This window comes from Pseudodesulfovibrio profundus, assembly GCF_900217235.1.
In the GTDB taxonomy this organism is placed as follows: Bacteria; Desulfobacterota; Desulfovibrionia; order Desulfovibrionales; family Desulfovibrionaceae; genus Pseudodesulfovibrio; species Pseudodesulfovibrio profundus.
The window spans coordinates 3,261,190-3,277,214 of the sequence record NZ_LT907975.1 but is presented as its reverse complement, the minus strand read 5'-3'; the positions used below and the strand labels follow the sequence as shown (position 1 = coordinate 3,277,214).

The 16,025-nt window shown below is 49.2% G+C and carries 12 protein-coding genes; 8 read left to right on the top strand and 4 right to left on the bottom strand.

What is annotated here, in order from left to right; translation table 11 throughout:
• Positions 1-45: 45 nt before the first annotated feature.
• Genes DPRO_RS15400 through DPRO_RS15365 form a run of 8 tightly spaced genes read left to right on the top strand, consistent with a single transcriptional unit; the run spans position 46 to position 10,304 of the window.
• Complete coding sequence (locus DPRO_RS15400) at positions 46-2,259, top strand: glycosyltransferase (RefSeq protein ID WP_157917517.1); 2,214 nt, start codon at positions 46-48, stop codon at positions 2,257-2,259.
• A gap of 4 nt (positions 2,260-2,263) precedes the next feature.
• Positions 2,264-3,181: a polysaccharide pyruvyl transferase family protein gene (locus DPRO_RS15395; RefSeq protein ID WP_097012860.1), complete on the top strand. Its 918-nt coding sequence runs from the start codon at positions 2,264-2,266 to the stop codon at positions 3,179-3,181.
• A 6-nt stretch (positions 3,182-3,187) separates the two neighbouring features.
• A complete protein-coding gene (locus DPRO_RS15390; protein WP_097012859.1) occupies positions 3,188-4,051 on the top strand; it encodes a glycosyltransferase family 8 protein in 864 nt (287 codons plus the stop codon).
• A gap of 2 nt (positions 4,052-4,053) precedes the next feature.
• Entirely contained in the window at positions 4,054-4,914 is an 861-nt protein-coding gene (locus DPRO_RS15385; RefSeq protein ID WP_157917516.1) for a methyltransferase domain-containing protein, read from the top strand.
• Positions 4,911-7,109 (top strand): glycosyltransferase, encoded by a 2,199-nt coding sequence (locus tag DPRO_RS15380; protein ID WP_162291185.1) that lies wholly within the window; start codon positions 4,911-4,913, stop codon positions 7,107-7,109. The genes DPRO_RS15385 and DPRO_RS15380 overlap by 4 nt, the downstream gene beginning before the upstream one ends.
• Positions 7,110-7,982, top strand: coding sequence for an FkbM family methyltransferase (locus DPRO_RS15375; protein ID WP_097012856.1), 873 nt, complete (start codon positions 7,110-7,112; stop codon positions 7,980-7,982).
• 41 nt (positions 7,983-8,023) lie between these two features.
• The gene (locus DPRO_RS15370; protein ID WP_157917515.1) at positions 8,024-9,688 is read left to right on the top strand and encodes a cytidylyltransferase domain-containing protein; all 1,665 of its coding nucleotides are present in this window, start codon (positions 8,024-8,026) and stop codon (positions 9,686-9,688) included.
• A gap of 52 nt (positions 9,689-9,740) precedes the next feature.
• Positions 9,741-10,304 (top strand): CatB-related O-acetyltransferase, encoded by a 564-nt coding sequence (locus DPRO_RS15365; protein ID WP_097012854.1) that lies wholly within the window; start codon positions 9,741-9,743, stop codon positions 10,302-10,304.
• A gap of 819 nt (positions 10,305-11,123) precedes the next feature.
• On the opposite strand, the gene DPRO_RS15355 is transcribed toward DPRO_RS15365, so the two are convergent.
• From DPRO_RS15355 to DPRO_RS15340, 4 genes are all read right to left on the bottom strand, one after another.
• Entirely contained in the window at positions 11,124-11,489 is a 366-nt protein-coding gene (locus tag DPRO_RS15355; protein WP_097012852.1) for a hypothetical protein, read from the bottom strand.
• Between the two features lie 352 nt (positions 11,490-11,841).
• A protein-coding gene (locus DPRO_RS15350) for an IS3 family transposase (protein WP_097010299.1) occupies positions 11,842-12,962 on the bottom strand; the annotation gives its coding sequence in 2 pieces (ribosomal slippage) (positions 11,842-12,686 and positions 12,686-12,962; 1,122 coding nt in all).
• A gap of 18 nt (positions 12,963-12,980) precedes the next feature.
• Positions 12,981-14,522, bottom strand: a complete 1,542-nt coding sequence (locus tag DPRO_RS15345; protein WP_097012851.1) for a hypothetical protein — start codon at positions 14,520-14,522, stop codon at positions 12,981-12,983.
• Positions 14,519-15,979: a hypothetical protein gene (locus DPRO_RS15340; protein WP_157917513.1), complete on the bottom strand. Its 1,461-nt coding sequence runs from the start codon at positions 15,977-15,979 to the stop codon at positions 14,519-14,521. Before DPRO_RS15340 ends, DPRO_RS15345 begins: the two co-directional genes overlap by 4 nt.
• Between the last annotated feature and the right edge of the window lie 46 nt (positions 15,980-16,025).

The following is a 16,025-nucleotide window of genomic DNA, read 5'->3' as shown; positions in this document are numbered from 1 at the left end:
CTCCCGAGACCCGACGCCAGTTCGGCAAACTTGAGGGTGTATGAGATGGTATCCAGCCTGATCGAAGCAGGATATACCATCCATTACCACTGGTGGCTTCCTACGTCTGACGACCAGCGCTATCTGGACATGTTTGCTGATGGCATCGAGTTTCACTTCATCGAAAGAAAGAGTGATGCCATAGTCAACTCCACGATTGCACACGGGCTGAGTCAGGTATGGTTTACCAATCTGTGGGGAACCGACTGGATCACCACCGCATATCGGGCAGTTAAGAAAATTCGGAAAATGACCACCGACGTCCCTGTCATCGTCGACACGATGGATTACCATGCCAAGAAATACTATCGAAAGTATGGAATTACCTCCGACGAGGGAGACCTGGCTCTTGCCGATTCGTTTTTTGAAGTGGAGTCAAAACTCTACGACGTTGCTGACAGCATCGTGGCTGTCGGGTCGTCAGAAGGACGGGATATCGCACGCGCTTTCAATGTTGAAAAGCCCATCTATGTTGTCAGCAATATTCACAAACCAACGCCGCCAACTACGTCTTTTGATGAACGAAAAGACTTCGTATTTCTTGGCAACTACCGGGTTCCGCACAACATTGATGCCATTGAATGGTTTTTGAATGAAGCCTATCCACACCTGAAGGAACTTCTCCCTAATGTCCGACTTCATCTGATCGGCAAGCATGCAGAGGAACTCCCTGAAGTAATTGCAAATCACCCTGCGGTCGTGGTTGTGGGATTTGTCGAAGACCTCCCCCCGCATATGGACAACTATCGAGCGATGATTGCACCATTGACCTATGGAGCTGGTATAAAAGGAAAAATTGGAAGCGCAGCCTCCTGCGGCCTGCCCGTAGTCGCCACATCTGTCGGAGCAGAGGGATATTCCTTTAAAGAAGGGCAACACGCTTTCATTGATAACGACCCTTTGGGCTTTGCTGAGAAATGCGCCCGCATACACTCAGAAAAACCACTGTGGGAAACAATGTCAGCGAACATCCTGAACCATTTATCCCGATCGGCTTCAGCAGAGGATGCCATAGGCAATCTACTCAAAATAACGGAAGGTTTCAGCAAAGGCAGCCCAATTCCTTCAGCACCTGCAGCCGGTGTTTACGCCTGCCGCTCGCTGCACGAATTTTCCCGGATCATGAGCAGCACGGACCGAGCAAACCGTGTGGCTATCGTTGAACCAACGCATTCACATCAGGAAACATTTCATTCACTGATTAAACAATTCAGCGCGGTCGGACTCAGCGTCGATTTCATACTGCGCAGTGAGCATCGAAGCAGCAGAGACATACTCGAGACATTGGCGGACGTTGAAGGGGTGGACGTTGCATTTTTCCATGTGTTGACCCCGGACAGCGTTGGCGACTGCGTGTCGGCACTCAATCAATCAAACCACCGCGCCCTGTTTTTCAACACACTCTTTGAATACTGGCTGAATGACGGTCTGATGGATTCACCACACTGGGAGGAACTCAACGCCTCCGAGCTATATGCGTACGTGCACCACAGGAGCAAATTCGATCGCTCCACAGTGAAACAGCCTTCCATTCCAGAGACCAACCTGTTCACTCTCAGTGAAAGGACAAATGAAATCCACGGCACACCCCTGCTTTGTCCTTCATTCTTTTACGGCAGTTCAGCAGGAGAGGAAAATGAGTGCGAAATCACGCGTTTTGTCTGTGTCGGTGGTGTCGGTGACCAGCGACGAGACTACCATCAACTCATTGATGCATGCATCCTGCTGAACGCGGCCGGACTGGGTACTCGCTACCGCGTTGATATCATTGGCGGGGATTATACCCCGGCCGGCGATTGGATGAAAAAATACGAAACCAACCTCCGCCGATACGGACTGGTAGACAACATTCACCTGCACGGAGAACTTGCCTTCAAACCGCTCTTCTCCCTGGTGAGCCAAAGCGACTACCTACTTTTCCTGATGAACATGAAGAATCCGTATACCAAGGAATACCTGCACGATAAAATTACCGGCAGCCTCAATCTCAGCCTCGGCTACAATGTCGTGCCGGTTTTGGATAACCAGCTTGCCGACAACTGGGGACTCCAAGAATGCTCTGTCGCATACGACGGATATGAGGGGTTTCTGCAGGCGATGAAGGCCATTGTTCAGGGGAGCATACCAAAGGGCTGGCTGCTCGACGCACTTCAAGCCAAGAACGACGATTTGATGACCAAAAGCATCAACGATCTCAAAACGACACTCAACCTGGGGTAGCAATATGAATCTTCTGTACTTCAAGGGACATCCCCCGAATTTTGGTGACGAACTCAACTGGTACATCTTTGAAAGCCTGTTCATGAATGACGAGTTCAAGGCCGTGGAACCACAGACCTACTTCATGGGGGTCGGGTCCATTCTGCACCCTGCATATTTTGAACGGTTCAGCAGTGAAAAAGGTGATCCGGTGACTGAAGGCACGGACGGGCCAATCATGAACAAGGCGGTTGTTTTCGGATCAGGTGTCCGTGAGCACAGTCTGGATTACGACCCCGAGACTATGGATTTCCGCTTTGTTCGGGGTCCCATTTCTTCGCAGCAGACCGGAGCCAAGAACATCGCTGACGCCGCCTATCTGCTCCCGCTGATGAAAGAACATGAAAATATCTGTGCGCTTCCCAAAAAGCACAAGGTCTCATTCATGCCGTACTTTCACCATGCTTTCTCCCTGGACTACGACAAAGTGGCCGAGGAAACAGGCGTCAACATCATTCAGCCCTACGCCGAGGTCGACACCATCCTGCAGGAGGTCCAGCAATCCGAATTGGTCATTGCCGGTGCAATGCACGGCTGCATCGCAGCCGACATCTACCGCGTACCGTGGATTCGATTGCGCCTGAAGACCCATGAAGCCAACCCGGTCGTACAGTCCGTCAAGTGGCGGGATTATGCGGAATCCATGGAAATGGACACCCTTTCCACTATTCGCATGGAGAACGAGAACACTCCGGACATACCGGCCAATGCCGCCCTGCAACAGGAATTGATTGATGCGTTGAACGGATTATCCAGCGTCACTCCCTGCCTCTCTTCGGATCGGGTGTTTGATGAGCGGGTGGAGCAACTGGCAGATGAAGTACGTTCTTTCTCAAAAGATTACGGCATCCCCATCAATTCGGTAAGGACAATTCTGGAGTAGTCCGAAATGAGAAGACGTGTTCCCATAGCTTTTTGCCTGAGCAGAAACTTCCTGCTGCTTCTCAAGGTTGCACTGGATTCGCTCCTGCGCACAGCCAGCGCCAAGACGTATTATGAAATATACGTCATCGCCGACGACCTGACCCGGGAGGACATGGAATCCCTTGATGCCGTTGCCGCACCGTATTCGGATGCATGCGACATCATCTACCGCCCGATCGACAACAGCTTGTTTACTGACAATGGATTTGATCCGAAGAACGGCTCATTTTCATATTACTACAGGCTCGCTATCCCGTCCCTTGTGCCGGAACATTCCAAAATTCTGTACAGCGATGCAGACGTACTCTTTTTCGGTGATCTCGGAAAATATTACGAAATGGAACTGGGAGACAAATTCCTCGGGGTGGTCCAGTTTGACCATCCTTCATATTTTACTGCCGACTATGAATTTGACACCAAGTATTTTGCCTCGGGCAATCTCTTGATGAACCTTGATGCATGCCGGGAGTTCGGCCTGCTCAGCCAAATCGCCAAGGTCGCTCAAAAGTATCAGGGCCAGTTGCGCCATCATGATCAGGATTGTCTCAATGTCATGTTCTACGATCAGGTCGAATACCTTCCCCTCAATTTTTGCGTGAATCACAAGCTGCATCAGGACATTGATCGCGGCAGATATTTTGATGTCCACCTGCGCAACTACGATAAAGACGCCATATGGCATGCCATCAACCATCCTGACATCGTCCATTACACGGGCCCCAAGCCAGACAAGGCAAGCCCCAGTTGCACGGTGTGGCAAAAGGCATGCGCCGAGGCCGGGCTGATCGACGAGTATATCGAATCCGTAATCAAAGAGCGTGGCAAATAACCATGTCCAAAGAACATACCACGACAAAAGACTCGCAGCAGTCTTCGATTGACCTTGCCTCCGCTCTCATAAAAAGGGGTGAGCTAGTACAGGCTCGTGACCTTTTGTCCAGGCGCATAATCAATGCACCGGACGACTACAAGGCGCGACTTCTCCTGCGTGAAAGTTTCCTCCAACCGGGAACCGATTCCGACCATGGAACCGGCGAGAAATCCTGCCCGTGTTGCAATAACTCCTTTTCGTTTTTCCTTCCCGGTGGACCGTCTTTTCGACCGGATGCCTGCTGCCCTGCCTGTGAATCATTGGAACGACACCGCTTCCTGTGCCTTATCCTTGAGCGCTTGCTGCCAGCCACCACGGCAGATGCTTCCATGATTCACGTTGCCCCCGAGCAAAGCCTGAGCCCCATTCTTCGGGAAAAGCTCAACAACCGCTACTTCACCATCGATCGATTTGCCGACGCGGATATCCAGTGCGACCTGTGCTTGATGCCGTTTGGCACTGACTCCATTGAGCTTTTCATGGCCAATCATGTTCTGGAACATGTCAAGGATGACCGTCTTGCAATGCGTGAGATTCGCCGGATACTGAAACCTAAAGGAAGAGCACTGTTACAGGTTCCTTTGGACCACACGCTGTCCACGACACAGGAAGCGCCGGAAGGAGCGACTCACGAAGACCTTCTCAGGCTTTTTGGGCAGGACGACCATGTTCGTCAATATGGCACCGACTTCAAGGACCGTCTGGAACAATCGGGATTCACGGTTCGTGAACACACCTGTTTCAATACAGTCACGCCAAAAGACATTAAGACTTACGGCCTCCACAAGGACGAAATCGTATGGGAGGCGATCAAGGCATGAGCACTTCCGTCAATGACACCATCCAGGCAAGCATCATCATCCCACTGTTCAATCGTGCGGACTTAACCAGAAATTGCTGGAATTCGATCATCGAGCGCACTGGAGACATTCGATACGAAGTCATTTTCGTGGACAATGCTTCCACAGACGAAACGCCTTCATTTCTGGAAGCCATCAAAGGGAATGCGAATCCACTTGTTACAGTACTGACCAATGCGAAAAATGAGGGGTTCGCCCGTGCCTGCAATCAGGGGGTCGAAGCTGCCCGAAGTGAAGTGGTTGTGCTGCTCAACAACGATACCGTAGTCCATGAAAACTGGCTGGCCCCGCTTCTGGAAGAGCTTGCAACCCATCCGGAAACAGGCGTGGTCGGTTCCCGCCTGCTGTACCCGGACGGTACTATCCAGCACGCCGGGGTCTGCATAGATCGCAAACATATCCCCTTTCACCCGTTTGTAGGGGCTGCGTTTGACGATCCACGCGTATGCGAACGTCGTTCTTTCCGCATTGTCACCGGCGCCTGCATGGCTCTTCGTAAGGCGGAGTTTACTGATCTCGGAGGGTTTGATGCAGGCTACATCAACGGACATGAAGACGTTGACCTCTGTCTGCGTTACGACGAACTAGGTAAGCACTCGGTCTACCGCCCCGACAGCGTGGTCACTCATTTCGAGAGTCAGTCCGATGGCCGCATGGACCATTGCCAGCCCAATACACACCGAACCCTGCGCCGCTGGCACAACCGACTCATGCAGGACGATTTCAATTATGATTTCATTGAATCCGAAAGGCAACGCGCACAGTCACCGCTCTGCATTGCCATCAAGACTCCCACCATCAACAAGCGGGCAGAACTATCCCCCACCGGCGTAAAGGCAGAGGCAATCGCACGCGGCCTCAGCCGCATGGGGCACAACGTCGAGATTCATGCCAACCCGGACTGGGGACTTGATGACCGCAAGCAGGATATCACCATCGTGCTGCCGGGCATAACCCCCTATCTCCCCAAGCCCTACTCCCGCACGCTCCTGTGGTTGTCCAACCACAAGCAACTCCGTGCCGTTGGCGAAAAAGCCCTGTCCAGCTATCAGCTCGTCATCTGCACACCTGACCTTGTTGACACACTTCCCGACCGGACGCAGGCATTGACGCTGCCCTCCCTCAACAACGACCTGTCGCAAGAGGACCTCGACACCCTTGAGGCAGCTTTGCTCAAGCAGGCAACACAAGAACCACCGGCACAAAACATTTCCGAACCCAGCGGCAAAGTGTCCGTGCTCATGCCGACCTACAACCGAAGAAAGACGTTGGGAGCAGCCATCCGCTCGGTCATTGCCCAGAACTATTCGAACTGGGAGTTGATCGTCGTCAATGACGGCGGTGAAGATGTTTCCGACATCATCGAGGCTTTCAATGACAAGCGGATCACCTATCACGACAATGAGCGTGGCTCCAAAGGCAAGGCTGTGAATACTGCCTTTTCGCTCTCTACCGGAGAGTATATCGCCTATCTTGATGATGACGATGTCTGGTATCCGCATCACCTGGAACGGGCCATGTTCATGCTGTGCAACATGCCCGGCGTCGACATGACGTATTCGGACACCGTGAACACCACGAAAGAAGCATGCGGCGATACCCACAAAATCACATCCAGCCTGCCGGTTCAGAGTCCACAGGTCACCTTTGCCGACCTGCTGGAAACCAACTGCATCCCGGGCATCACGGTCGTCCATAGTCGCACGCTCTTTGAAACCGTGGGCGGAATGGACGAAAAACTCAAGGTGCTTATCGACTTTGACATGTGGCGGAGACTGGCCATGGTAACATCGCCGTACCATGTGTCCGAGGCAACAGCCGAGCACTTCATCAGGCCAGCTAAAACCACGACTGGCGAAGGGCAGATCACGAATCTGCATCTGGCGTCCAGGCGTGAGTACCTTGCCAACGCCTGCAGGGTGCTTCGCAAAAAAATGCCGACCACCCTCTCTGCGAGACTGCAATCCCTGCAACATGACATACGCAAAAAAGTGCAGGCCCTATTTCTTCAGGCGCAAGGAGACTACTTCAGTGAAAAAGGGGAGCACCAGCGTGCAGCAGCGAGCTACAAGCTGGCAGGAACCCTGACGCTTAATCTGAGCAGGAAACTGATCAATCGTTCCTTGTCCCAAACCAACACACTTGAGGAGCAGTAGATGGATATCAACGAATATAAAAGCATGACCGTTGCCTTGAAGAAAACCTTCTGGAAAGAGAATCCGGTACAGGGGACCATCCCCATCGAACTACCGCATACTCCCAGTTTTTCGATGTACTGCGACAATGATGATACGGTCGTCAAAGAACTGTATTGGACCAAGTTCATTGGCTGGGAAATGACTTCACTGAAAATCTGGTGCTCACTGCTGGAGTCCATCCCAAATGGCTCAAGCGTGTACGATATCGGCACGTATACCGGCATATATTCACTCATTGCAGGCGCCAAAAGACCTGATACCCGTATCGTCGCCTTTGACATACAGGACATCTGCCTGGACAGAGTGGCAACCAATGTCGAAATAAATGACTTCAGTAATATTGAGTGGATAAAAGCCGCGTGTACGAATTTTGATGGAGAAGTTGAATTTCACTATTACCAGGAAGAAGGCATCCTTTCTTCAGTAGCCAGCACTGTGCAAAAAGCCATGAACAACCTCTCTGCACAAAGCAAAGCGATCACTCTGGACAGTTTCACCGATGAAGGCACTTGCGTCGGATTAATGAAAGTCGATGTGGAAGACGCAGAAACCAGTACCATGGAAGGGGCAAAACGGTTGCTCGCCACCAGTCAGCCGGACATACTGATGGAGGTCAACAACCCGGATAATATACCAGCGCTTTGCTCGTTGTTTCCCAACGAATACAGCTTTTATATCATTGATGATGCCAATTCGAGAATAGCGCCGATCTCCTTGACCCACGACATTTATCCCGGTGCGAGGAATTATCTGGCAACTGCACGCAGCAAAGAGGACCTGTTGGATAGGCTCGAAGCCGTGGATGTGACAATTGATCACAGCCAGTCATAAAAATTCGTCAATACTAAATGCATCAATCAATTGAGAGCCGTATGTTTTATCCGTCAAAATCCGAACTGAAAGCAGCCCTGCCGGACTGTCTTGCTTCACGTTCCTGCAGCCCGTTCATGAAGCTTTTCTCGCACAAGACCACGCCGCTGGACCTGATCTGTGCATATACATTCTTTTGCAGAGGCAAGAGTGAGGCCGCAACGGACATTTGCGACGCCAAAGGCATCGACAAACATATTTTGCTGGATATCGGTTCCCTTCACCAAATGCTACGGCAGGAATACCACTGGGGAGATTGGTGTCCGTCCTCTCCTGAGCAATCCACCTCGCACAAGATTGCTGCATTGATCCCGGCTCGTGGTGACTCAAAAGGCATCCCGCTGAAGAATCTTGCCAAGCTGAACGGCCAAAGCCTTCTTGAAATAGCCATAGCCAAAGCCCGCGAAAGCCGATTCATCAATCGAATCATCGTGGACACGGATAATGACGCGATCAAAAAAGAAGCTCTCAAGGCTGGCGCCGAAGTTCTGTACAAGCGGCCCAAAATACTGGCCGGGGATTTCAGCGATCTTGCTGATGCCAAGCTACTGACGACCTTCTGGCTTGAACTCATGGAAGGCTACTGGTTCGATTACCTTGCTGTCCTGACAACACCGCATCCGCTGTGGCCCGTAGGTGAACTGGATAAGGCCTTTGAAAAATTCATTGCCTCCGACCACACCTCATTGATCACCGTTGTTCCCACGGACTTCTCATGGGATGCCTACTACTCTCTTGACGGTAATGAGGCAGACTGTATTGCAACACGCAAATCCGGCAGACTGTTCTCGCGAAACGGCGCATTTTCAATCAGTTCCCGTGGCCCGAACAAACATTATGGCTCGCCGCAATACAAAAAGTTATACTCGGCCGAATTTACAACCATGACCTATCCTCTGGAGCAGGAGCATGGATTTGACATCGACACCCAAGAAGATCTGGATAAGTGCGAACGGCTTATTCGTAACAAAGACAAGGTGACAGCCATCACCCCATCCCAGTGCCGTGCGCATCTCGAAAAGAGTGACCTGACGCTACCGAACAATGAGAACGATCTGACCGTCATCATTCATTACCCGCAAGGGAATGACATGCTGGCATTCGATGAATCTCCTGCTTTCATGCGACTTTTAAAGACGTTGTCCGGCAACGGTATCTCAGGAAACTATGTCGTGGCCGGAAAATCAGAACTCGCAAACGTTGTCGCAGCGCATTTCGGGCTTCCCCATATTGCGGCAGAGAACATATTGAAAAGAAACGGTGCGTTATACGGCTCGTTCATCAAGGCCCTCAAGTCAACTTTCGACAGTACAGGGCCGACCGTGTATCTTAATGGATATGCTGGCAGATTAAAGAGCAGGACCATCAATGATCTCATCGATGTGGTATGTCGTTCGGATCGTTCGTTTTGCACTTCCCTGCGCACTCCCGACCGACCGCCGCAGTGGTGTGTCGAGATCAAAGACGATGTAATGTCGCCGCTCACGAGTTGCTACATAGGCTTTCGTCAGAAGATCCAGACAACCTATGTGCAATCATATCTGCTGGCTGGTTATGGCATCAAGGCAGATCACCGTACGCATTTCACCGATTATGTAACCATTGATGACTGTGAAAGCGGTTTGCTTGCCAATGCAGTCAATGTGATTGAAATGGACAAGGCGTAAATCGCGCCGCGTATCTGCATATTAGACCTGAGAAGTCACTGGAAGCATTACTATGGCTATTAAACTTTGCGGAACAGAATACCTTCATGTCGGGCGCAACACGCTTTACAATGAGCCCATCTCCATCGTTTCAAGTGCGGAAGCCGAAGTTCATATCGGATCGTTTGGAGCAATCGGTAAGAATCTCAAGATTCTGACACTCAATCATGACTACAACTACCCCGCTGTACAGGGCTCGCTTTATCGGCACTACTTTGAATCCCCGCATCCAGGAGCCCTAGGAGAAGGCACCCGGGAGCGAACCAAGGGGGACGTGCATATTGGGAGCGATGTCTGGATAGGTGACGATGTAAAGATCATGAGTGGCGTGACCATTGGTCATGGCTGCTGTATCGGAGCAGGCTCAATTGTGACCCGAGACCTGGCGCCATACAGCATAGCCGCAGGCATCCCCTGCAAAGCGATCAAACAACGCTACAATGACGACATGGTGCATTTCTTACTTGAACTGTGCTGGTGGGACTGGAGCGACGAAAAGATCAAGAGCAACAAGGACTTTTTCATGAGCAACCTGTCATCAATGTCCGTGTCGGATATTCAAGCCTTGATAAAGTGAATCGATGCAAGCGACGATGGTCCTACACAGACAAACACCACAGTAGCTCAATCAAGCCCTCCCTTCTGTCACGAATCGACTCCAGATCTCTAATGTCTCCTAATCAGCGATTCACATCTATCAGGTCTGAATACGACCGAAACAAGAGAACTAATCCAACTGGCCCTTTTCTCTTGTCTCATCCCAAGACTCAAGGACAAAACGCGTCAACATGCTCGTAATTATTTGACGAGCGAATACCACCTGATGGTTGTTGCAAAAGCTAACAATCTTCATCATTTTTTACAGCTATCTTTGTTTACCGCCTTCTTTCAAAGGGTTTATAGGCTGAAGTTAGGCCAAGCCTTCTTAATGGCTCATAATGCTTGTAAGCTCCACTCTCATCAGCTTCTCTTATCTATGGAAGTTTGGAAATAATCTCTCCACCCACATACTCATTGCTTGTTTTTTTTCACCCAAATACTTCGTAAAGAATAGCCCGGCCCAAAAAACTCTGTGAACTTCAATGGGAGAACTCGCTCCATAGATTCTGGCTCACTGGGATCACTAAAGGAAACAAGGACAGGGATGTTTTCAGCCTTCAATTCCATTCGCACATCAGTTGGCGGATATGCATTCCGGTCCTCCACGTCGAGGTCTTTGTAGGCTGAGCTGACCAGCTCTCTAAGTTGATGAGTATTATCTCTAGTCGGGAACACAAGTGTAACAACGATGTTGTTGTTATCGCCCAAATCACAGTATACAGCTTCGCCTTTAACTTTGCGCCCATTACCGGTAAACTTCGGGAATCCACCATCAATTAAATAATCATCATCTACCTTAACTTTGACATGTTTTGAGCCCTCTTGGAGTCATTACATCTATGCCAAGGTAATATGTAAACGATGCCGGAATCACGAATGATACCAGTTGAGAAAACGTCATGATTAGCAGAAGGGTCAATGGTGCAGACCAAAAGAAAATGCCGATAAGTTTATACTTGGCGCTACGCAAAGTTAACACCGAGAAAAACAATAAGGCGAAAAATGTCGGAAACGTGATTGGTGCAAGAAGTAAAATTTCCTCATAATAATTAAACCAGACAAATAACCAAAAGAGCACCGACACAAACAATGCTGGTCTCTTCCAAAATGGACGTTTCTTGTCAGTCAGTTCTTCTGTGCTTGCGGCTTTATCTTTAGTCATGATTTGGTACTATTCTCCATTCCAGTTGTCCTCTCACTAAAGCAAGAAAGCTGAGTAAAGGCCCAGGGCATAGGCTAACATTCACCTCAATATCATTCCCAGATAAACGACGACCGTCGCCCTCAGTACGTTTTTACGATTACATAGCAAGTATCGCGCGAACGACAGAATTAGTGGTTTGCGCCTCCCCCCATCCTTTGGACCACTGATCGGCCATTTTAAGGTGGAGTCCTGCGTCCGAGTTTGTGCCTCCGTGGAGGCGGTTCGCCGCAGCCGTTGTGGAGCGTAGCCCGTCCCCGCAGGGGCGGCCCGAAGGGCCGAGGGCGGAGCGGAGCAACGGCTGCGAGCCAAGTCAATGAACATTCAGGTTGCCTCTGTATACGGCAGCGGGAGTTCTTTTGTCCAACGACGAATGTCCGCGCTCTTCGTTGTAATACCGAAAATAGCGCGTAAGCCCATGGTATAGCTCGATTCCATCAGAATACGCCTTGGGGTAAACATCCTCGTATTTCACCGTCCACCACAACCGCTCGATAAATACGTTGTCGATTGCACGGCCTTTGCCGTCCATGCTGATTGCAATGCCCTTGCTCTGCAAAACGCCGGTAAATTCACGGCTCGTGAATTGCGCTCCCTGGTCCGTATTGAACATCTCTGGCGTGGAGATGCGCAATGCCTTGCTCAGTGCGTCCACGCAAAACGAACTGTCCATGGAATTTGACAGTTCCCAAGCCAATACGAATCGGCTCCACCAGTCAATCACTGCCACCAGATACAGAAAGCCGCGCTGCATGGGGATGTAGGTGATGTCAGCACTCCAGACTTGATTCTTTCGCTCAATGGCAACTCCTTTCAGCAGATAAGGAAACACGGGATGCTCCGGGTTGGGGACACTCGTATGCGGCCCTGGAGTAATCGCTTGCAAGCCCATCAGCTGCATCAGTCGCTCAACTCGCTTGTGGTTGATCTGATGGCCTTGTGTCTTCAGCCAATCCGTCATGCGCGGCGAGCCGTAATCCGGCTGACGCAGATACTGCTCGTCGATGAGACGCATCAAGGCCAAGTTCTCATCGGACTCGGCTGCAGGTTTGTAGTAAAACCCCGAGCGGGAAATGCCTGCCAACTTGCATTGCCGCCGGATGGAATACTCCCGATCCGGTTTGATCCACTGGCGGCGTACCTCAAGCGGCAGGCTTACAACTTTTTTTCAAGCCACTTGATATCCATCTTGAGCCGACCGATCTCCTCGAACAAAGGTGCGGTGACCTCCTCCTGGCTCTTGGCTTTCTTGCCACCGGAAAAGATTCCTTCGGCATTTTCAAGGAGCTGCCTTTTCCAGGTGGATATCTGGTTGGGATGCACTTTGTACTCCGCAGCCAACTGCGCCAACGTTTTCACGCCACGGATAGCTTCCAGCGCGACCTTGGCCTTGAACTTATCCGAATGCTTCCGTCTTTTGTTGCTCTTTGTCATACGTCCTTCCTTATCGGTTTAAGGACGCAGATTCCACTTTAACCGGTGGTCCGAATTTCGGGGGAAAGCGCACACCACGACATTAAATTTTGAAATAATATACCGCCCAGCTACATTACCTGGATCAACTCGCAAAAAGCTACCAGGGCATTGGGGACCAATGCAAAGCCAAACAGTGTTGTCTCCTTCCTCCAAAGGCGAAGAGACGCTTGCTTCATGGGAAAAACTCACACCGGCCGGTCGCCAAAGCACTCTCAAGCTTGTTGATTCTGGTGTCTGAATCGTGATTTGTACAAAATATGTCCGACCTGCTTTAAAAGGCATCGGGGCCTTCACCGAAAGACTGGCCATACTCCCAACCGATTCGATCTCGATATACCTTTCGCTTTGAACTACACTTTTGACATCTTGGTTAACGCCAGCAACCTTGCCTAAAGATGTCATATTAACAACAGAGAACCTCTCTGGAAAGTTCCGAACCAGAAAAGACGGCACATGTCTCGTCCGTACTGAACTGACTTTTTGAATACGCCTACTTAACAAATCTATAGTGGCCTTCTGTTGATCAATCTGGCTTTGGAGATTCGAACAAATAGCCCCAAACCCCAACACTACCTTCTCTAATGGCGGCCCATCGTACGCTTCCCAGGCGTCATCAGGACTCGGAAGTGGGTCTAGAAATATTCTACCATCTTTTCTACCCATATAATCTCGAGCAATGAATTGATATAACTCCTCACAGTCTTCTACGACTTTCTTCCGCATTTCCGGAGGGAAGATGGTTGACTTTTTAAAAACAGTTTGTGTCGACATGGTATGCGACATCGACCACAAACTATTGGTAAAGACGTTTTGAATCCTGCCTTTGGGTATTCCAGCAGAGTTCAACATCATCCTCAATTCGAGATAATCCCTATCAAAACCCGGATTGATAATCTTGTTAGGCACATGATATTCATCGGTCAACTCTAATCCTACCGCATCCATAAAATCAGAAAAAATTGTTCCATCAACGAATTGCTGGCGTTCGTAAGGCCTAATTATAACATTCTCTTCCTCGAAATGAGAAAGGAGGGCAACCAACTCTTCAACGCTTTTACGTGCAGCAGTAGTTACCACCTTGCTCTTTGCATTCGCACCATGATTTTTCACAAGTTGCTGAAAGCATGATTCAGTATAAGAATCAGCTCTTCGGAGATAGGCAATAATTTTGAACTTAAATTGGGTAAGCTTGCTTCGAAGTTCCTTGATATCTTCCCCCGTCAACTGAGAAAGGTACTCTGATGAGATCAACACATTGGGCGTAGGTTGTGCAACGATCTCATTTAAAAGGTTATCGTGCTCTCGTTTTGAGTAAGTTGGATGCAACGGAGATAGAGCAAAACCATTGCCGGCATGAGAGTCGAACAGCCCACTCTTCCGAATAGAAGATGTCGGATAAGACAGGCCTACTTGACGAAGTTGTTCGACATTCTCTTTAAAAAAGCACTGCAGAGCGGTGCTACCTGTTTTGGGGAGTCCAATATGCAAGTATAGTGTTCTAGTCTCGGTACTACTCATACTTTATCTCTAAGTTCAAAAAGATCGAATCGGCTTATTTCATAGTTGCCGACTTCTAAACCGGGGTAAATTCTAAGTCTAACCTTTCCAGCCATCTTGCCTATATCTAGTAAGCAATCATTCCACCCTTTCGCTAACAGAGCCTGAAATTTATTTTCTGAAGACGATTGTCTTAAGCTCTCATAAGTAGACAATTGAAAGGTGGTATCTTGTGGTGCATTAATTACAACTCTAAGCAGATATTGTGCATCTTCTTTTGCAATGACCTCATCAGGCACCGTAAAGTAAGCGCCACACTGTTTGGAAGTCACATTTATCGCCCGTTTATCCTGCGTAAGAGCCTCTATGTGAGAACTGTAGTCTTCAATTTTGCCAATCTTAGATAGTCGTAATACGGTATAGTAAAATGATAAAAGCCTCATCCAAAAGGGCAGATGGCGTTGAGTTGTTGACTTTAGTAAAAGATCGACATGCTGCTTCATTTTTTCTACAGATGCTCTTTGTGCCTCCATTTCCCCTTGTTGTAGCGCCAAGATACTTCCTAGCCCTTGAACTACTTTTTCAATAGAAAGTTTAGGTTCACAATAATCTTGGTCTTGGGATGGCAAAGGATCATAAAACAAGCGTCCATCTTCACGATTCAAAAATTCACGTGCTATCTTTTCTGTTTGCTCTTTATTGCGTTCAATTATTTCTAGGCGCTCTTCCGGAGAGAACATTTCGGAGACTTTTCCTTTACCCGGTAGCGTAAGAATCCTGCCTTTCGCTTTTTGAATGAATGAAGGCAACGGTTTAACCGAATTCAACAGTCTGCACATTTCAAGATTATCCAAGTAAGTACTTGAGTTAAGTCTATCTTTGGGGAGAACAAACCCCTCAAGGTTAATGCCGACCACATTGGCTATATCCGTCACTGCATCTCCTTCGTCTAACTGCCCTCTCTCAAAAGGACGGACGATATGCTGAAATCGGTCCAAGCTTTTCAAATGCCCGTAAACATCTGGATAAACGGCACGATAATGGGCTTGTTCTGTTACAATGATCATAGTGTTATTATATGACTGACAGTAGTTGTCTGGCCTCCGCACATAAGTAACTAGAATGACTTCGGAAAACAAATCAAAAAGCTCAGGGTAATGCTCATCAAAATGCTTGTGCACCATGTAGTCCCAAAACATTTCAGAAGAAATGACAACTTTATTCGGCGAGCTTGATTCGATCTCAGACTGTAGATCTAAGAGGTACTCATCAAAACTTTTTTTATGAGAGAAAAGAGGGTGGGGTGGGACACGCAGAGCCGAAAAAAGGCGATGGTGTTGTTTTAGCCCCTCTCGCCCAGCTATCGGATACAAAACCCCTTGCATCAACAACTGTGAGCAATTATCAGCTAATACATTTTGTATCGTTGTCGTACCCGTCTTGGGTGTACCAGTATGAACATACAGAGTTGGCTTCATATTTGACCAATTATATTATAGTGTATAGCGATAAGACTGTTGTCAA